Consider the following 17,890-nt stretch of genomic DNA (forward strand, 5'->3'; position numbering starts at 1 on the left):
ACCGTGGTCAATAAGGACGGTGAATTAGTGGGCTATAACACTGATTATCTAGCCATTAAACAAGCATTAGGTGAGAGGGGTTACTCAGGCGGTGATGCGTTGATAGTTGGTGCTGGTGGTGTTGCCAGGGCAGTGGCACTGGCCCTTAGGGACTTGGGTTGCTCCAGGGTTTACGTCATGAATAGGACTGTGGAGAGAGGCCGTGAATTATGTTCGCTCATTAGTTCCTGGGGTGTTGATTGTATAGCACTTGGCCTTCAGCAGAATGCCGGTGTCAAGATTCAATTACTAATCAACGCCACACCACTGGGTATTGATGGCGATTTCCCAATAAACCCAAGGAATGCCGGTGCCGGGCTTGTGCTGGACCTCGCGTATAAGCCAGGTGGGGGGGTTACGGACCTGGTAAGACTGGCTGAGGAGGGGGGGTCTATACCTTACATTGATGGCCTCGAAATACTGGTTAGGCAAGCCCTCGAGTCGGATAGGATTTGGCTAGGTTCATTTGAAAAGCCGACTTGGCATGAGGTATTTGAGAGATTGCGCAGCGGTTTAATCTAGTTATTCCCTGTTGAACATCGATAATGAACCTTAAGTAACTTTACCTTGTTGCAAAGGCCAATGCTCAATTGACCAGGGCCTGTCCTTCCACGTACTGAGCAATACATTAGGGCTGTGTTCATGATTATCGATACAGCCCTATACGCAGGGTTCCTTGGGATCACGGCTACGTGAACATCATAAATACCGAGTAACCTGAGTAGGTTTAGGAATTCATCGTCATTAATTGAGAAGACCTTGTATATCAATGCCCTGAATCTCCTTGCAACGTCTAAATCCCTAAGCGCTAATTCATATGCATTAACATCCTTGCTAAACACGTGTCTCGACAGTATTGAACCCTCGGCAATATCCCCCCCATACATCTCTGGTACTTACTCAGTAGGTTCACCTCAATGTCTGGCAACGCACCAACACTCTTGCTAAACTCAAGAATTTCATACTTGACCTCAGGGTTTACAAAATGGCTACCACCCTCCTCACGCTCCCTCACAGTGACTATGGTTGGGTAATGCGATGCGTATTCCTCAATCACGCCCTTAAGTTCCTGGGTAAGGCCTAGGTTATCTATGTAATCAAGTCTGAGTTCCACCGCTTCGCAGGATGTGGGTAAGTAATAGAATGACGGCTTCTTCAGGGGTATTGCGCATACCAGCACTGGCTTGTTCATTAGTAATTTGCCCCCCCATGTAGGCATTACTAGGTATTTATACGTAGAAACTTAAAAATATTGTTACTATATACTGAAATTAAATAGACCATGGTATCATGGAATGAGGAATACATAACCTATGGAGGTATATCAATAATAAATGCAATACCTGCGTGGCTTGGCGGCGCTGTAGCCGTAGACCTGAAGGTAAGGGTGAAAATCAATGATGGGCCCTGCGCCATGAATGAATTCATTAACTTTATAATTAATTACTTAAGGGAAAGGCTTGGCATCAATAATGACGTATGTATCGAGGTTAATAGCGAGGTTCCTCCAGGCAGCGGCCTTAAGAGTAATAGTGCCGTTGCCGTGGGTGTTATATATACCTTATTAACTTCATTGAGGGGGGGTAACGCAAGCCCTGTGGAGGTCGCTAGACTTGCTGCTGAGGTTACGAGCCCATGGCTCGTCAATAACGGGTGCATTCGATGACGCATCAGCCGCGATACTGGGAGGCGCCGTGCTCACTGACAATAAGTCGTTAAGCATCATTAAGCAATTAAACCTGGACCCGTTCACTGTGGTCATAACAGGTCATAGAGAACGTAAAAATCTGAGATCCATTGATAGGTTAAGGGCTTTGTCGGGGATTTATCAGGCATTATTTAGTATGGCGATTAACGGCGATTTATGGAGGGCAGCAACAATAAATGGAATACTCGTTGCGGAGTCCCTGGGTTATTACAATGCGTTGGAGATCATAGGCAGGGCACTAAGGCTAGGTGCAGTGGCGTCCGGCGTGAGTGGTAATGGTCCATCAATATACGCCGTATTTAGGCCAGGTGAGGAGGGACCATTTATAGATTATATAAGTAGTACCTGGGGGGGCTACTACCTAGTCACTAAGTTAGTTGAGATTCGGTATCTGGTTTCGTGATTTCCCATGGTTTACGTTATTGAGAATATAGAGAATATAGGTTAGGATAATCCTTAAATATTTGTTAAATGTCTGTGGTTCCGTATGGAATATCGGGAATTCCAATGGTGATTGATGGATCAAAGATGGCAATTGACATAAATAGGCTTGTGGAGGTTAGGGATAAGGCCAGGGAATTACTGATTAGGCTTGATAAGGAGTTTCCATACATTCACCTTGGCTCCTCACTGGCTGCATTGGATATAATAAACATAATTATCAGGATCATGAGGAGAGGCAATGATGATTGTAGGGATTGGTTCATACTCAGTATTGGTCATGTGGCGCCGGCCCTATATGCCATACTAGCCATTGAGGGCTTAATACCAGTGGATAAACTTATGGAGGTTAATCAATCATCCTCCAACATATCAACCCATGCCGATAACCTGGACCTACCCTACATAGATGCCACAACGGGTTCACTAGGCCAGGGGGGCTCAGTATGGGTGTGGGTTTGGCATTGGCGAATAAGACCAGGGGGGGGTGCAGTGATGGTGTCGTTTATGTTTTAATGGGGGGGGATGGTGAGTTAAATGAGGGCCAGGCATGGGAGGCTTCAATGACGGCTGTTAAGTATGGTCTCGATAACCTAGTGGCAATAGTCAGCCTGAATGGGTATCAACTCGATGGCCCAGCAAGTAGTATTAAGCCCATTAATTATGCCAGGGTATTTGAGGCAATAGGCTGGAATATTCTTTATGGTAATGGGCATGATTACGAGGACATAATTAGGCTAATCACCAAGGCACGCGGGACCAGGGGTAGGCCGACGGTTATATTCCTGAGCACGGTTAGGGGGGGCAGGGGGGGAATTAAGAACCTCGAAAACACCAGTAAGCAGACCCTAAATCCGCCACCAAGCCGCAATTCTCAATGAGGGAAGCACTGGGAATTACCTTGGCCAGGCTTGGTGAGGATAATGATAGGTTGGTTGTCGTGACGGCAGATGTCGGTGAATCAACGAGAGCCAGGTACTTTGGCGAGAGATTTCCCAATAGGTACTTTAATGTTGGTATTTCCGAGCAGGACCTAGTCGGGGGGGTTGCTGTTGGGCTTGCGTTGGGTGGTTACGTGCCAGTTGCCATGGCCTACGCCATGTTCATGATGAGGGGGGGTTGGGAACAGATTAGGAATTCGCTAGGCAGGATGAACCTTAATGTGAAGCTCATAGCGACGCACGCTGGTTTGAGCGACTTTGCTGATGGGCCAAGTCACCAGGCACTTGAGGATGTGGCATTAATGAGGACGCTGAGCAACATGGTCGTTGTGGCGCCGGCTGATGCGTGGGATGTGGAGAGAATAATACCCAAGGTCATTGAGTATAGGGGGGGCCTGTTTATGTTAGGGTTGGCCGTGATTACTCACCGCCAATAACCATGGATATGGATTACGAGTTCAGGATCGGCGAGATATACGAGTTAATCGATGGTGATGACATAGTGGTCATGGGTTACGGACCGCCACTCCATAGTGCCGTGAGAGCCGCCCTAGAATTAAGGAAAATGGGTATTAAGATGGGTGTTTATAATGTACCGACGATAAAGCCCCTTAACGAGGATGCCGTGGTTAGGATAGCCCGTAGTCAGCAACATAATCGTTATTGAGGAACACTCACCAAGAGGTGGCCTTGGCTCGGCAATTGCAGAGCTAGTGAGTGGTTTTGCTAGGGTTAAGATACTTGGTGTTGACGGCTACGGCCATTGGGGGGGTAGGTCTGAGGAGGAGTTGCTGAGACTTTACGGACTTGATGAGGAGTCAATAATGGATACAGCAATTAAGCTTGTTAACTCGTAAGGCGCATTAATAATATCGTCTCCCTTAATAATCACACAAAACTTTTTACCTCAAGGTGAAGACAAACCTAAATGAGTAAATTAGTTATTAATGGCTTCAGGCTCAGGAGGGACTATCGAGGCTCCACCATCCAAGGCACTAACCCTTAGGTACCTCCTCGCCTCAGCCCTCTCGAGGACCTGGGTATCACTTAGGAAATTGAATTGGGGGTGATGATACATGGTCAATGATTAGAGGTGTTAAGCCGGTCTCGGAGGTCGAGATTAAGGATGACCATGTGAGGATTAGGCGCGGAATCACTACGGAAAGGTTTAGGGTTATTGACGTTGGTGAAAGTGGGTTCACGTTTAGGGTATTAACAGGGGGGGTTTACTCGGGTATTGATGGCGTAACATTACTAATGCCAAGGGGGCTCACTCATTGATAGGCCAATGGATGAACTACTGAATGCCCTTAAGAACTTGAATGCTAAGGTTGATAGGTTGGGAAGTGTTATTAGGGTCGTTGGCGGTAGGTTAGTCGGTGGTTATGTGATGATAAATGGGTCAATAAGTTCCCAATACATATCCGCACTCCTCTACCTGGCACCACTAACGGAGGGCGGTATCGAGGTGAACATCAAGCCACCGATAAAGTCGCGTCCATACATAGACGCCACAATAAATGTGCTTAGGGACTTCAGCATAAGTGCGGAAAGGAGTGAGGACATGATTTACGTAAGTGGGTCCCAGGAGTTTAGGGCTGTTAATGAGGAGTTCGTTATACCAGGTGACTACTCGTTGGCGGCATACTACATAGCACTCTCTGCGCTTGTTGGTGTGGACCTACGGATAACAAATCTAAGTAAGAGTAAAGCCATTGAAAGTGAGTATGTTTTCATTAAGTACGCCAGGGAGGTTGGGGTAGAGGTTGAGGAGTACGAAGACTCAGTAATGGTTAAGGGTTCCTCAGTTAAGGAGTTGAAGCCATTGAGCATTAACCTAGGTGATTCGCCCGACATCGTGATGCCACTGGCACTATTGCTTGCAAGGGCTCACGGAAAATCAAGGATACTGGGTGTTAGTCACTTGGTTTATAAGGAGAGTAATAGGCTTAGGGGGGGTGTTGCCAATGTCCTCAAGTGCCTCGGGGGGGCTGGCGTGAGCATTGATGAGACCAATGGCGTGATCGAGATAGAGGGCGTTAATGAAATAAGGGGGGGTGGCTGCGAGATTGATGCGTTGAATGACCATAGGATCGTTATGATGGGTGTAATAGGTGCCTTATCAGCCAGAGAACCAGTAACGATAATTAATTGGGAAGGTATTAGTAAGTCCTGGCCCACATTCATTTGGGATATAGAGAGATTGGGTGCCGAAGTAAGGATACTTAATTCCCCATGAGTATTACGTAATGGTTCATCAATTCTTCTGCTATTGACGAAATTCTTAATTATAATTCCTTAAGAATTTATACAAACATTTTTATTAAAATTAAGATAATAAGAAAAACGTATGCCCGAAATACGTGAAATAATATTTTACGGAAAGAGTGGGGATGGAATACACACAATCGCGGACCAATTGGTTCAGAGATTAATTAGGCGGGGACTCTATGTAATTTCCTACCCCCCCGAGTACGATCCCGAGCGTAGGGAGACACTGGCTAAAATACATGTAAGGGTCTCCAAGGAGCCTATTCACATTAGGGTCCCGTAATGAACCCAGAAATTGCGGTGTTATTTGATGTTAGGTTGCTCAGGAGTAATCAGGAGGTGTTAAGTGCCAGAAAGTTGATCGTTAATGCCCCCCCGAGTAGGGAGTTAGTAATGAAGTATGCTGGGGACGTCAATGGAGATATTATTAACATTGACCTAAATGAATTAAGGAAGGCTGGTATTGATTATTCGACCCACGTTATCGACCTAATAATCAACACATTATTTAATGACAACACCTGAAAGTTCCCGGGCCAGTTCCACGTTTTTCATTAATGCCGTACCCACAAGGATCGCGTTTGCACCTTCCCTGGCCAGTTTTAAAGCGTCATTAACGTCCTTAATGCCGCTTTCAGCAATTATGATGTTCGCCTTGCCCCTAACAGCCCTAATTATTGATACCGCCCTATCCAGGGATATTGATAAATTACCTAAATCCCTCGAGTTTATCCCAAGCATGACACCTGGGTTGTTATTAACGACATCAAGCGCATCATCTTCACTGTCAACCTCAACTAGGGGGGGTTCCAGGCCCAGCCTTATGGCATAGTCGACCAAATCCCAAAGTGCGTCACCAAGAAGTCTCTTAATGAATAGTACCGAGCTAGTACCCAGCCCCCTGGCCTCATCAATTTGTTCCTTACTAATAACGAAGTCCTTATACAGCACTGGCTTACCGTAATTAAGAGCTATCTTAACAAAGACTGGCGAGCCTAGAAAGTAAAATGGCTCAACTAAGACGCTGAATCCCGTGGCGTATTTACCGACGGTGTCGAAGTAGGCCCAAGGGTCAAGGTCAAGCCTAACGACCCCCCACTTGGACTAGCTCTCTTGTACTCCGCTATTAATGCCAGGTAGCCCTCAGAATTGCGTCTCTCAATGGCCTTGAGCATGCTTGGGGGCCCTTACATTGGACTTAAGGGCCTCCACCCGCCTTCTTGTTAACTCGCCAATAATGGTTAAAAAGTCCACGGTTTGTTAATTCTACAATTACATATAAGCATTTCCTAATCTATATATAATTAATATAAATATATATCTTTTGTTCGGTAATAATTACTAATGAACATTAAATACATAAAGCTTTTAAATACCCCCTGAGACAACTCGTTGGTGAACTCCATGCCCCCCCAATGGTCATAAGGAAACCGGGCCTGGGCGCGTACGTAACAGCCACATACCCAAGTAAAGAATCCTTCCTAAACGCGGTTAAGTGCCTATCAAGTGTTTCGGATTTCCTCGAAATAGGAATACCAACGCAAAACCCAAAGTACGATGGGCCAGTCATAAGGAAGACCCACTTTGCCTCTGAGCTTAAGGGTTTGGAGGCAATTAAGGTGACTAAATATGGCGAAGTACCGACAATACTCATGGGTTACGTTGAGGATTACGTGAATGACCTAGAAACAGTCGCTAAGACGGCAAGTGAGGTTGGTGCATCCTCAGTATTATTCCCAGACCTACTATTTGAGCATTTAGAAGCATTTGAAAGATATGTAAGCATCATGAGGGATTACTCGTTAAGGCCCTCATTCTTCGTTTCAAGCAACACACCGTATAGGTTAATAAACATGCTCGTTAAGTACGAACCACTATTCATATACCTAGGCCTATACGCAGCAACCGGAATAAGGCTACCACTTTATATTGAGAGAAACATTAGGGAGATTAGAAAGCTCGTTGATGGTGTGATGTTGGTTGCCGGATTCGCCATAAACACGCCCGAGATGGTTAGGCTCGTGATCAATGCAGGTGCCGATGCCGTGGTCGTCGGAACGGCGCTTGTGGATAAGTTAAACGACCCGAGGACCTGCACGGAATTCATAGTAAAGCTCAGGGGGTGGTCTACCATGATGATACCGCACTATTGGTATAACATAAATGTGGACCTGCCAAAGCCATTACCACCACCCATTGATCCCTATGAAGCCGATTCAAGGATTGCCCTGCTCATGAGGATACTACCCAGTGAGTTAATTGACCAGGAATTCACGCCACTCAGGTACGTGCCAATACCAGACGAGGTTAGGGAACTCTACGAGAGAATGGGTAGGCCAACACCGTTCAGGAGGGCCTATGGGCTTGAGAGGGCGTTGGGTAATGGTGTTAGGATTTACTATAAATTCGAGGGTGCACTACCGACGGGCTCCCATAAGTTAAACACGGCAATACCCCAGGTATACTACGCACTTAAGGATGGGGGGGCTAAGGAAGTCGTCACAGAGACCGGAGCGGGGGGGCAATGGGGGGGCCTGGCTGTGTCGTTGGCTGCGGCGTTGCTGGGTGTTAGGGCGACGGTATTCATGACAAGGAACTCCTACTTCAATAAGACACAGAGGGTGCTCTTCATGAGGACCTACGGCGCGGAGGTTTACCCAAGCCCCAGTGAATTGACGAAGTACGGAAAGGAAGCATTGAGAGCTAGGCCTGATCACCCAGGTAGCCTGGGCCTAGCCATCACTGAGGCGATCGAATTCACGTTAATGGGTGAGGGTAGGAAGTACATACCAGGTAGTGTGTTGGGCTTCGTAATACTCCATCAAACGGTGATTGGGCAGGAAGTGCTGCAGCAAATGCCAGAGGAGCCAGACCTAGTGATTGGGTGCGTTGGTGGTGGTAGCAACTTCAGTGGCTTCTCATTCCCAATGATAGGTGCAAAACTTAGGGGGGGTGAGGGCTTTGAAAGGACCAGGTTCCTCGCGGTGGAGTCAAAGGCGGCGCCCAAGCTAACCAGTGGCAGGTACATGTACGACTTCCCCGACACCGGCGGATTACTACCAATGGTTAAGATGCTCACCCTAGGCCACGACTACGTACCACCACCAACACACGCAGCAGGGCTCAGATATCACGGAGCAGCGCCGGCACTATCGATGTTAGTTAAGGAGGGCCTTGTTGAGGCGAGGGCTTATGGGCAGGAGGAGGTCATGGAGCGGCTAGCTATTCGCCAGGACTGAGGCATAATACCGGCTCCAGAGTCTGCCCATGCAATAAGGGCTGTGATTGACGAGGCTAAGAAAATGCCCAAGGGCTCGGTCATATTCTTCAACTTATCGGGACATGGTCTCCTCGACGTTGATGCTTATGGTAATGTGAGGTGACGGCAATGAAGGATGTACTCGAGAAAATAGCCAGGGGGGGATTAGCCCTAAGTGTGGATGAGGCTTATGAAGTCGCCAAGGGCATGCTAACGAGCATTGACGAGGCGTTATCAGCGGCAATACTAATGGGCCTGAGGGTAAGGGGGGGTGAGGCATCCAGTGAGATTGCCGGCTTTGCGAAGGCGCTCAGGGACTTCTGCATCAAGATACCAATAGATGATAGGGGGGGTAAGTACGTGGATACCGCCGGCACGGGGGGGGTGATGGGTTCGGAACGCTCAATGCGTCCACGGCAGCCGCGTTGGTGGCGGCTTACCTGGGGGGGCCCACGTGATTAAGCACGGCAATAGAAGCGTCTCATCAACCTCAGGCAGTGCAGACTTCCTTGAGGCGTTGGGCTTCAACATAAACCTACCACCCAATAAGGCAGCCGAAATGGCGATTAAGTACCGATTCACCTTCGCCTTCGCCCCCCCAGCCTATCACCCAGCGATGAAAAACGTTATGCCCGTAAGGAAGAAGTTGGGCATTAGGACAATATTCAACCTAATAGGGCCGCTGGCAAACCCAGCCCTACTCACTAGGCAGTTAATTGGTGTTGCGGATAGTTCATTAATGGATAGGATGGCTGAGGCGGCGTTGATGCTTGGTTATGAGCATGCCGTGTTTGTGCACGGTGAGCCTGGGATTGACGAGGTTTCGGTCTTTGGTAAGACCATGATTATCGAGGTTAGGGGGAATAATGTGGATAAGTACTTCATTGAGCCCAGGGACTTAGGACTAGGCATTCATAGGATTGATGAGGTTAGGGTTTCAAGTCCATTGAGTAGCATTGAGAAGGTTAGGCGGGCTATATCTGGTGAGGATGAGGCTGCTAGGGACTTCATAATTGCCAATGCCGCATTTACACTATATGTCGCAGGCATAGTTAGGGATCCCAGGGATGGCGTTGAATACGCTAGGTCACACCTGGACAACAGTTTTTGGGACTACGTGAGTGAGCTTGCCAGGGTGAGTAGGTCATGACATTGCTTAAGATTTGTGGTGTTACTAACGTTGAGGATGCCGTAATGGTTAGTAACTATGCTGATTATGTTGGTGTAATAGTGAATTCGAGGGTACCAACACCGAGGCTTGTTAGCAATGAGGTGGCCAGAGAAATAATAAAAACGGTTAAGGGAGTCAGGGTCGTAGGTGTCGTGGAGGGGGCTTGAGCTCATTGATGCCGTTAAATTGATTAGTGACCTTGGGTTTGAAATTCTTCAGTACCATGGTGGGTTCGAACCAAGTGGGGGGGAGGTTATGGACCTAGTTAATGATTTTGGAATTAAGTTGCGCCGGTATTGACGTACATGGGTGATAACTCAATAATTAATAAGGCCGCCAAGCTTGCGTTGATTAATTACGTGGAATACGTGCTCATTGATGCGCCAAAAACGAACTTCACTAGGTATGAACATGGACTCAAACTGCCGTTGGACGTGATAAGGGAGGCCAGCGCCATACCCAGGGTTGGTGTCGCTGGCGGTATAAACCCAGATAACGTGTCACTGGCGATGAGATATAGGCCGTTCTTAATCGATGTTAGCTCGGGGGTTGAGAAAAGCCCTGGAATTAAGGATGAGGCGTTAGTGAGGAAGGTCGCGGAGGTGGTTAGGGGGGGTGTCCGTTAGGAAGATACCCATTCAGTACTTGCCGAAACCCAGGGAACTCACTAATCACCTACTTAAGTCTGGTGAGGACTTTGTGACGCTACTCGAGAGTGGGCCAGGCTTTCCAGAGAGGTCTAGGTACACAATAGTTGCGTGGGGGGGAATTACCGAGCACCTGGTGGTTGACTGGGATAGTGATTTATACGGCGAATTAAAGGGGGGGTTGGTTAAGAGACTTGGTAGGTTTGAGGGTGGTGATATTGCCCTTGGCTACCTATCCTACGAGGCCGTGGCCCACATGGAGCCATACCTAAGGAATTACCTAAGGAGCCGCAGTGGCCGATTGCTGAGTTCATAATACCGAGCAACGTGGTTATTTACGACAACCTACTGGGTAGGGGCTATGTTAAGGGTGAACTGCCTAGTAATGCCTCGGTGGATTTAGATGACTTTGAGGTAGTTGGTAAGGTTGGTGGTACCAGGAGGGAGGACTTCATTAGGTGGGTTGAGTCATCGCTTGAGGATATTAGGAATGGTGAGATTTTCCAAATAGTCCTGTCTAGGTATGAGGATTACTCGGTGAGGGGGGGTGACGTGATGAGTCTATACATGAGGCTGGCCGATTTAAATCCATCACCGTACATGTACATAACCAAGTTCGGGGGGGATAAGTACATAGTTGGTACGAGCCTGAGCTGCTTGTTAAGGTTGATGGTGATAGGGTGGAGACACACCCAATAGCCGGGACTAGACCGAGGGGGGGTAGGGACCCAATTGATGACTTGAGACTTGAGGAGGAATTGATTAATAGTATTAAGGATAGGGCGGAGCACGTAATGCTCGTCGACCTGGCCAGGAATGACATCGGCAGGGTGTGTAGGTTTGGTACGGTTAGAGTTAAGGAGTTATACGCCATTGAGAAGTACCAAAGTGTCCAACACCTGGTTTCTAGGGTTGAGGGCGTCCTGGAGCGCGGTAATGATATTGTTGATGCCCTATTCGCAACGTTCCCAGCAGGCACGGTAAGTGGGGGGTCACCCAAGCCGAGGGCCATGGAATTAATTGCGAAGTACGAAGGCACGGCTAGGGGGGGACCCTACGCCGGCGCAATAGGCTTATGCATAGTGGCGGCGGTGAGTTTGCAATAATGATAAGGACCCTCTTCCTAATGGATAGCATGGCCAGGATACAGGCGGGGGCTGGAATAGTTTACGACTCAGTCCCTGAGCTTGAGTTTCAGGAGACCGAGCACAAGTTGGGTAGCCTTAAGACAGCCATGGGGGGGTGATCTAAATGGATCTGGTGGTTATTATAGATAACTATGATTCCTTCACCTACAACATTGCCCAATACGTGGGTGAACTCGGCGCGAAGCCCCTTGTATTTAGGAATGATGAGGTTACTGTTAAGGTAATTGAGAGACTTAGGCCCGGTGGCATAATCATATCGCCAGGCCCCGGGAACCCACTTAACCCTAGGGACGTTGGTATATCCAAGGACGTAATTCAGTACTTTAAGGGTAGAGTACCAATACTAGGTATCTGCCTTGGTCATCAATTAATCGGCACTACCTTTGGGGCCAGGATTAGGAGGGCCAAGACGATAAAGCATGGTAAAACCAGCATGATTAGGCTGGTTAGGCCCTCGCCGATATTTCAGGGGCTCCCCCCCGAGAGGATTGAGGGCATGAGATACCACAGCCTGGTCATTGATAATGTACCCAGTGAGTTGATTGTTACGGCGGTTTCGGAGGATGATGGTGAGGTTATGGCAATACAGCATAGGGACTACCCGATATTTGGTGTTCAATTCCACCCAGAGAGTGTCGGCACGCCAATGGGTAAGGAGATACTGAAGAACTTCCTTTCTATGGGCTAATTCAATTCATAAATTACGTAAAGTATTTCAGCAATAGTCGATTTTTGAAATTATAGTAATTATTTATTCTTACCAAATTATTTAAGCCGTCAAGGCATGGTCTTGCCGTGGCGGATTATAAATTCATAGTTTGGCTCAATGAGGAGGTTAAGGACCCATCAATACTGGGTGGCAAGGGTGCTAACCTGAATAAATTAGTACTCATGGGCGTACCCGTGCCGCCCGGCTTCGTAATAACGACGGAGGCATTCAATTATTTCATGACCGTAAACGGACTTAAGAACAAGGTACTCAATGTAATTAATGAGGTTATTAGGGAGGGCAAACCTGAGGAGTACGAGGAAGCTGAGAGGAGGATCAAGGAGTTGATAATCAGTACTGAAGTCCCTAGGGATCTCCATGATGAGATTGCCAGGGCATACATGGAGTTAAGCAGTATGTTTAATACGGATGCCGTGGCGGTAGCCGTTAGATCAAGTGCAAGTGCTGAGGACCTAAAGACCGCAAGCTTTGCCGGGCAGCAGGATACATACCTAAATGTTAGGGGGGGCGTTGGGGGGGAATTGATTAAGTACGTAAAGCACGTGTGGGCAAGCACTTACAATGCAAGGGCATTGGCGTACAGGGATGAGAAGGACATACCACATGATGAAGCTCAAATGGCAGTAATCGTGCAGAAGCTAGTAAATGGTAGGGCTGCGGGTGTTATGTTCACGATAAACCCAGTGACTGGCAATGAGAGTGAGGCGGTTATTGAGGCTTCCTGGGGCCTTGGAGAGGCCGTGGTCGGCGGTATGGTAACCCCAGACAGGTGGGTTGTGGATAAGGGTGGATTGGTGATTAAGGATAGGGTCATATCCAGGAAAAGCGTAATGATGGTCAGGGATGAGGCTGGGCTAACGAAAATGGTCGAGGTGCCCAGAGACCTCGTTGAGAAGCCTTCGTTGAGCGATAAGGAAGTACTCGCGCTGGCTAAAGTGGGCATCGAACTTGAGGGCCGCCTTGGTTATCCACTGGACATTGAGTGGGTCATTGATGCGGACTCGGGCAATATATACATTGTTCAGATGAGGCCGGAGACAGTGTATAGCGGTGGTAAGGCAAAGGTGATCAGTGAGGCAAAGGCAACGGTAGGTAAGGCCGTGGTTAAGGGCATTGCGGCAAGCCCAGGTGTAGCTGTCGGCAGGGTAAGGATATGCCTAACCCCCCCCGAGGAGGCCAGGGCTAAGATGAGTAAGGGTGACATACTCGTGACGAAGATGACAAACCCTGACTGGGTACCCTACATGAGAATTGCCTCGGCAATAATAACCGACGAGGGTGGTATGACGAGCCACGCCGCCATTGTATCGAGGGAATTAGGTATACCAGCAATAGTGGGCACTGGAAACGCAACCTCAGTGCTTAGGGATGGTGAGGTATACACGGTAGATGCCGTGCATGGGGGGGTGGTTTATGAGGGTGAGGCCAAGGAGTTAGTGGGTAAGGCAAAGGCCGTTAAGGAGGAGACCATGGCATCAGCCAACACTAACGAGTTAATACTACACATTTATAGGTCAATAAGGACCGCGACTGGCGTGTACATGAACTTGGGAGTTCCTGAGAAGATCGACGAGTATAAGGACCTACCCTTTGATGGTATTGGCCTAATGAGGATTGAATTCGTGCTTTCCAGCTACATCGGTGATCATCCACTTCATCTAATCAGTATTGGTAATGAGGAGAAGTTCATCAATAAGTTGGCCGAGGGCGTGGCCTACGTGGCCAAGGCCATATACCCAAGGCCGGTCATTGTCAGGTTTAGTGACTTCAAGAGCAATGAGTATAGGCAGTTAACCGGTGGTGAGAAGTTCGAGCCTGAGGAGAGAAATCCAATGCTTGGTTGGAGGGGTGTTTCGAGGTACATAAGTAGGGAGTATGAGAAGGCCTTTAGGCTTGAGGTTAGGGCCATCAAGAGGGTTAGGGAGGAAATGAACCTGAATAACGTGCATGTAATGGCGCCATTCGTAAGGGCTCCCTGGGAACTCGAGAAATTCATGGAGATACTAAATGATGAGGGGCTCGGGAGGGATAGGGATTTCAAGGTATATGCAATGGCCGAAATACCCAGCATAGCCCTGCTTGTTGAGGACTTCGCGAAGTATGTTGATGGCTTCTCAATAGGCAGTAATGACCTGACACAACTCGTTATGGGTGTTGATAGGGATAACGACATACTGGTTAGGCAGAACCCGAGGTACTTTGACGAGAGGGAACCGGCGGTGCTCAGGGCCATGTATGAGATAATAAGGAGGGCCCACGCAATGAATAAGAGCGTTGGCATATGTGGGCAGGCGCCATCGGTTTACCCCCCCGAGGTCACGGAGTTCCTTGTGAGGGTGGGTATTGACTACGTATCGGTGAATCCAGACGCCGTTATCTCGACTAGGCTCCTCATAGACTCAATAGAAAGGAAGGTAGTACTTGAGGAGCTACGTGAGTTAAGGAGAAGGTTAATGCCAACAGACCCAGAGGGTGAGTTCCGTGAAGTATTCAATAAGGTCTTTAAGGGATAATCACTAGGGCAAATAAAGGCTAAACCTAAAACGGGAAAAGGGAAATGCCTAACCTAGTTTTGCCTTTGGTCGTTAAAATGCTTGATTTTGGTGCATACTAACCCACTACACGCGTGGTCTGCCTTGGCCATTATACCGTTTCTTTTATGTTGAGGTTTTATTTTCGAGGTAAAAAAATATTCCCATATAATCAACACCCGATCCAATATATTGGCATGTAATTAATGTGGTATGACGACCCTAGAGGGAATGATTCTTAAGTTGAATGGGGGGGTTGGGTAAAAATGACTGGAGAACTATGGGTGGAATTTGGAATTTTAATTTGATATTATATGCATTTCAATTTCTGGCATTTTGCCCTCTCACTATCAATTTCTATTTATTAGCTTTATAGGAATACTTTTTATTTTAGGGCTGGATTTAATGGTCCGAATGCCAAGTTCAAAACCGATTGAGGAACTTCCCTATAAAGCCAGGGTATACATCAATAACCAAGTTCTATTACCTGCAAGACTAGTTAAGGCCCTGGGCATTGAATGGGCTAAATATGCGGAAATAACCATTAAGTACAAGGATTGTGTAATCACGTTGAAGCAGGTGGCATTACTAAGGACTAGGCATACAGCCAGTAGGCAATTCACAATACCAAAGGAGGTCAGGGATAAGTATGGCATAATGCCATTGGATGAAATCGAGGTAATCGGTATAAGGCCCTTAAGGAATAAGGAAATCAATGCCAAGCAGGTAATTAATGAATAATTTTTAAATGACAAAACACGAATTACCCCCCCTGTAGCGCATTTTCTAGGGTTTTTACCGTCGTTTCATCGATGTATCCCTCTCCTATGTACGCCAACTTACCATGAAGTATTGTCGCAGCCACGGCAACATCAACCTCAAAGCCCTTAAACGGTGAAAACTTAGCCTTAGACCTAAACCTCTCGGGCTCTATCCTATGCCTGGCCTTGGTATTTATTATTGTTAAATCAGCACAGAAGCCCTGCCTAATCCCCACATTAAGCCCAAGGAATTTAGCCGGTCTCTCCTGTATCGCCCTCATTACTGTTCCAAGGTCCGTAAACCCACGACGCCACAGTGTGAGTAGTAATGGCGCCGTTGTTTCAAGGCCAACGATACCCGGCGGTGCCTCATCATACGGCCTATCCTTCTCCCAATCAGCGTGTGGTGCGTGGTCGCTGGCTACGATGGGCACCTCACCCCTAACGAACATGGTCAATAACTCCCTCCTCGTGGTCTCATCCCTAAGTGGTGGATTAACCTTGCAGTAAGCAGGCTTCTCAGCCCTTGCGAGGCACTCCTCCTGGCTTAGTAACATGTGGTGTGGGGTTACGTCAAAGGTGATGTCAAGACCACTTAGCCTAATCATGCTTATTGACTGTGGTAGTGTTAGATGCGTCATGTGAACCTTGGTTCCATACCTATACACCAACTTAATGATATTATGAACACAGGCCAACTCAGCCCTTGGGCCCCTAATCGCATTATGATGTTCAAAATCCCTGGGCCCACTGTACTGGTTAATAATTACTGGATCCTCACAATGCATTACTATTGGTATCCCAACCCTAGCCGCCTCCCGAAATAGGGCCTCTAGGTATTGGTCACCGCCATAATCAAGAACCTCCTCGGGTAGTACCTCGCCAACCGCGTATGCGCCATTAATGAGTGCGTCCTTAAGTATAGACGGGTCCTGAGGGGGGGCGCCAAAGTAATGCCTAATATGCAGATTCGTTTTCCTGCCAAATTCCTCGATTTTTCTCCTCAATAATTCAACGGTTTTTATTGGAGGCTTTGTGTTGGGCATGTCGCCAACGGCTACGTAGCCGCCGGCCAACGCGGCCTGCGTTCCACTGACTGCATCCTCCTTATAGGATAGTTCGAAGTCCCTGAAGTGGACATGAATATCCACAAAACCGGGAAGTAAAAGGTATTGGCTAGGTAATTCCAATTTACTACCTGCTTCAATGGGTTCATTACCAACGTAGGCTATCTCACTGCCTGTGATGCCTATGTACGTCTCCTTAACACTACCCCCCCTTACGTAGGCCCTAGCCTAATTAATACATCAGTCTTGGTAACACCCATTAATGAGAAATTAACAACCCCGAATTAAAGTTATCCGTTACATTACGCATTCAGTTTCACGACCTCCTTAAAGAACCTCTCATAGCCCATGGACTCAATCATCTTAACGACCTCCTCACCACCAACATGAATAACCGAGCCCCCTTGCCATCACGACAACCCTGGTGGGCTTAACGTAGTGTAGTATCTCTGCGTGGTGCGTGGTGACTAATATCGCAGTACCTTCCTGGCAAGCCTCGCAATCGACCTACCTATTATTGCAATGCCATCCACGTCAAGTCCTGAGTCAGGCTCGTCAAGCATTGCGACCTTGGGCTTATACATTAGTAGTTGAAGCATCTCAGCTCTCTTGGACTCGCCGCCGCTGAACCCAGCGTGGACACCCCCTTGATAGGTGCTCGGGCTTCAAGCCAAGCTCTGCGGTTAACCTGGTCATCTCGGCAATGGCTTGCGGCGATGGTGGGTCAGTTATGTGCTTGCCAGCCTTCTTATTGAGCATAGCCGTTATTAACGTCGACAATCTAACCTCAGGAACAGGGGGGGTTGGGCTCTGCAGGGCGAGTAGTATCCCCCTCTGAACCCTCTCCTCAGGGTAAAGCTTAACTATTGATTCACCATCAAGCCTAATATCACCATTAACTATGTTATACTTGGGGGGGTAGCCTGCAATCGTTAAGAACAGAGTTGTCTTACCGCTACCGTTTGGACCCATTATGGCGACAACCTCCCCTGACTCAACGGTCAAGTTAACGTTGTTCAGTATCCTCTTACCATCAACTTCAACACTTAGGTTAGTTACCTCAAGCCTTGTCATTATTGATCACGTAGCATATGTGACACTGATTAAAAACTTTTCGGCAGTGTCTATGTAGACTCACCACTAGAAAGCTTAATAATAATAACTAATGGATATATT

General features: G+C 47.7%; 23 protein-coding genes and 6 pseudogenes. 22 read left to right on the forward strand and 7 right to left on the reverse strand.

The annotated features are described in order from the left end of the window. The first annotated feature begins 3 nt into the window (after positions 1-3). Complete coding sequence (locus JCM11216_RS00400) at positions 4-561, forward strand: hypothetical protein (protein ID WP_243674586.1); 558 nt, start codon at positions 4-6, stop codon at positions 559-561. On the opposite strand, the gene JCM11216_RS14390 is transcribed toward JCM11216_RS00400, so the two are convergent. Continuing rightward, the gene (locus tag JCM11216_RS14390; protein WP_243674588.1) at positions 558-881 is read right to left on the reverse strand and encodes a hypothetical protein; all 324 of its coding nucleotides are present in this window, start codon (positions 879-881) and stop codon (positions 558-560) included. The two genes, JCM11216_RS00400 and JCM11216_RS14390, sit on opposite strands and share 4 nt — an antisense overlap. Then, complete coding sequence (locus tag JCM11216_RS14395; RefSeq protein ID WP_243674590.1) at positions 848-1,258, reverse strand: type I 3-dehydroquinate dehydratase; 411 nt, start codon at positions 1,256-1,258, stop codon at positions 848-850. Before JCM11216_RS14395 ends, JCM11216_RS14390 begins: the two co-directional genes overlap by 34 nt. 63 nt (positions 1,259-1,321) lie before the next feature. Here JCM11216_RS14395 and JCM11216_RS14400 point away from each other — a divergent pair, with 63 nt between their 5' ends. From JCM11216_RS14400 to JCM11216_RS14425, 6 genes and pseudogenes are all read left to right on the forward strand, one after another. Continuing rightward, positions 1,322-1,705 (forward strand): hypothetical protein, encoded by a 384-nt coding sequence (locus JCM11216_RS14400; protein ID WP_243674593.1) that lies wholly within the window; start codon positions 1,322-1,324, stop codon positions 1,703-1,705. Continuing rightward, positions 1,653-2,150, forward strand: coding sequence for a hypothetical protein (locus JCM11216_RS14405; RefSeq protein WP_243674595.1), 498 nt, complete (start codon positions 1,653-1,655; stop codon positions 2,148-2,150). The genes JCM11216_RS14400 and JCM11216_RS14405 overlap by 53 nt, the downstream gene beginning before the upstream one ends. Positions 2,151-2,416: 266 nt before the next feature. Further along, positions 2,417-3,069: pseudogene (locus JCM11216_RS14410) on the forward strand (transketolase). Then, positions 3,066-3,566 (forward strand): hypothetical protein, encoded by a 501-nt coding sequence (locus JCM11216_RS14415; protein ID WP_243674597.1) that lies wholly within the window; start codon positions 3,066-3,068, stop codon positions 3,564-3,566. The pseudogene JCM11216_RS14410 and the gene JCM11216_RS14415 overlap by 4 nt, the downstream one beginning before the upstream one ends. A gap of 8 nt (positions 3,567-3,574) precedes the next feature. Next, positions 3,575-3,796: a transketolase C-terminal domain-containing protein gene (locus JCM11216_RS14420; protein WP_243674599.1), complete on the forward strand. Its 222-nt coding sequence runs from the start codon at positions 3,575-3,577 to the stop codon at positions 3,794-3,796. 46 nt (positions 3,797-3,842) lie between these two features. Further along, positions 3,843-3,986, forward strand: a complete 144-nt coding sequence (locus tag JCM11216_RS14425; protein WP_243674601.1) for a hypothetical protein — start codon at positions 3,843-3,845, stop codon at positions 3,984-3,986. An 80-nt stretch (positions 3,987-4,066) separates the two neighbouring features. On the opposite strand, the gene JCM11216_RS14430 is transcribed toward JCM11216_RS14425, so the two are convergent. Continuing rightward, on the reverse strand, positions 4,067-4,207 hold the full coding sequence (locus tag JCM11216_RS14430; RefSeq protein ID WP_243674603.1) for a hypothetical protein: 141 nt from the start codon (positions 4,205-4,207) through the stop codon (positions 4,067-4,069). Between the two features lie 5 nt (positions 4,208-4,212). Between JCM11216_RS14430 and JCM11216_RS14435 the strand changes: the two genes are divergently transcribed. The 4 genes from JCM11216_RS14435 (at position 4,213) to JCM11216_RS14445 (ending at position 5,925) form a co-directional block, all read left to right on the forward strand. After that, positions 4,213-4,410, forward strand: a complete 198-nt coding sequence (locus JCM11216_RS14435; RefSeq protein ID WP_243674605.1) for a hypothetical protein — start codon at positions 4,213-4,215, stop codon at positions 4,408-4,410. A 7-nt stretch (positions 4,411-4,417) separates the two neighbouring features. Further along, entirely contained in the window at positions 4,418-5,368 is a 951-nt protein-coding gene (locus JCM11216_RS00430) for a 3-phosphoshikimate 1-carboxyvinyltransferase (protein WP_243674607.1), read from the forward strand. Positions 5,369-5,479: 111 nt separating this feature from the next. Continuing rightward, entirely contained in the window at positions 5,480-5,683 is a 204-nt protein-coding gene (locus tag JCM11216_RS14440; RefSeq protein WP_243674609.1) for a hypothetical protein, read from the forward strand. Beyond that, a complete protein-coding gene (locus tag JCM11216_RS14445; RefSeq protein ID WP_243674611.1) occupies positions 5,683-5,925 on the forward strand; it encodes a hypothetical protein in 243 nt (80 codons plus the stop codon). The genes JCM11216_RS14440 and JCM11216_RS14445 overlap by 1 nt, the downstream gene beginning before the upstream one ends. Here JCM11216_RS14445 and JCM11216_RS00440 read toward each other — a convergent pair. Beyond that, positions 5,905-6,435, reverse strand: a pseudogene (locus JCM11216_RS00440) (indole-3-glycerol-phosphate synthase); the annotation flags it as partial. The gene JCM11216_RS14445 and the pseudogene JCM11216_RS00440 sit on opposite strands and share 21 nt — an antisense overlap. Further along, positions 6,417-6,575, reverse strand: coding sequence for a hypothetical protein (locus JCM11216_RS14450; RefSeq protein WP_243674613.1), 159 nt, complete (start codon positions 6,573-6,575; stop codon positions 6,417-6,419). The gene JCM11216_RS14450 and the pseudogene JCM11216_RS00440, both read right to left, overlap by 19 nt. 240 nt (positions 6,576-6,815) lie before the next feature. Between JCM11216_RS14450 and trpA the strand changes: the two are divergent. The 11 genes and pseudogenes from trpA to JCM11216_RS00480 form a co-directional block, all read left to right on the forward strand. Then, positions 6,816-7,463, forward strand: a pseudogene (gene trpA / locus JCM11216_RS14455) (tryptophan synthase subunit alpha); the annotation flags it as partial. Between the two features lie 75 nt (positions 7,464-7,538). Further along, positions 7,539-8,783: pseudogene (locus JCM11216_RS00445) on the forward strand (TrpB-like pyridoxal phosphate-dependent enzyme). 5 nt (positions 8,784-8,788) lie between these two features. After that, a complete protein-coding gene (locus JCM11216_RS14460) occupies positions 8,789-9,121 on the forward strand; it encodes a hypothetical protein (protein ID WP_243674823.1) in 333 nt (110 codons plus the stop codon). Next, positions 9,114-9,809 carry an anthranilate phosphoribosyltransferase gene (trpD, locus tag JCM11216_RS00450; RefSeq protein WP_243674615.1) on the forward strand — a complete coding sequence of 232 codons (696 nt, stop codon included), beginning with the start codon at positions 9,114-9,116 and terminating at the stop codon, positions 9,807-9,809. The genes JCM11216_RS14460 and trpD overlap by 8 nt, the downstream gene beginning before the upstream one ends. Then, entirely contained in the window at positions 9,806-9,997 is a 192-nt protein-coding gene (locus JCM11216_RS00455; protein ID WP_054852963.1) for a hypothetical protein, read from the forward strand. The genes trpD and JCM11216_RS00455 overlap by 4 nt, the downstream gene beginning before the upstream one ends. Then, positions 9,978-10,130, forward strand: coding sequence for a hypothetical protein (locus JCM11216_RS14465; RefSeq protein WP_243674617.1), 153 nt, complete (start codon positions 9,978-9,980; stop codon positions 10,128-10,130). Before JCM11216_RS00455 ends, JCM11216_RS14465 begins: the two co-directional genes overlap by 20 nt. 5 nt (positions 10,131-10,135) lie before the next feature. Beyond that, positions 10,136-10,456 carry a hypothetical protein gene (locus JCM11216_RS00460; protein WP_243674824.1) on the forward strand — a complete coding sequence of 107 codons (321 nt, stop codon included), beginning with the start codon at positions 10,136-10,138 and terminating at the stop codon, positions 10,454-10,456. Further along, positions 10,446-11,723 (forward strand): annotated as a pseudogene (locus tag JCM11216_RS00465) (chorismate-binding protein). The gene JCM11216_RS00460 and the pseudogene JCM11216_RS00465 overlap by 11 nt, the downstream one beginning before the upstream one ends. 5 nt (positions 11,724-11,728) lie before the next feature. Beyond that, the gene (locus tag JCM11216_RS00470) at positions 11,729-12,313 is read left to right on the forward strand and encodes an aminodeoxychorismate/anthranilate synthase component II (RefSeq protein WP_054852965.1); all 585 of its coding nucleotides are present in this window, start codon (positions 11,729-11,731) and stop codon (positions 12,311-12,313) included. A gap of 107 nt (positions 12,314-12,420) precedes the next feature. Next, positions 12,421-14,868 carry a phosphoenolpyruvate synthase gene (gene ppsA, locus JCM11216_RS00475; protein WP_054852966.1) on the forward strand — a complete coding sequence of 816 codons (2,448 nt, stop codon included), beginning with the start codon at positions 12,421-12,423 and terminating at the stop codon, positions 14,866-14,868. Positions 14,869-15,300: 432 nt separating this feature from the next. Continuing rightward, complete coding sequence (locus tag JCM11216_RS00480; protein ID WP_054852967.1) at positions 15,301-15,627, forward strand: AbrB/MazE/SpoVT family DNA-binding domain-containing protein; 327 nt, start codon at positions 15,301-15,303, stop codon at positions 15,625-15,627. A 22-nt stretch (positions 15,628-15,649) separates the two neighbouring features. Here JCM11216_RS00480 and pyrC read toward each other — a convergent pair whose 3' ends face one another. Further along, positions 15,650-16,855 carry a dihydroorotase gene (pyrC, locus tag JCM11216_RS00485; RefSeq protein WP_243674825.1) on the reverse strand — a complete coding sequence of 402 codons (1,206 nt, stop codon included), beginning with the start codon at positions 16,853-16,855 and terminating at the stop codon, positions 15,650-15,652. A 161-nt stretch (positions 16,856-17,016) separates the two neighbouring features. Then, a pseudogene (gene sufC / locus JCM11216_RS00490) lies at positions 17,017-17,788 on the reverse strand (Fe-S cluster assembly ATPase SufC). Between the last annotated feature and the right edge of the window lie 102 nt (positions 17,789-17,890).

It is taken from the genome of Vulcanisaeta distributa JCM 11216, assembly GCF_001315985.1.
GTDB classification, from domain to species: Archaea; Thermoproteota; Thermoprotei; order Thermoproteales; family Thermocladiaceae; genus Vulcanisaeta; species Vulcanisaeta distributa_E.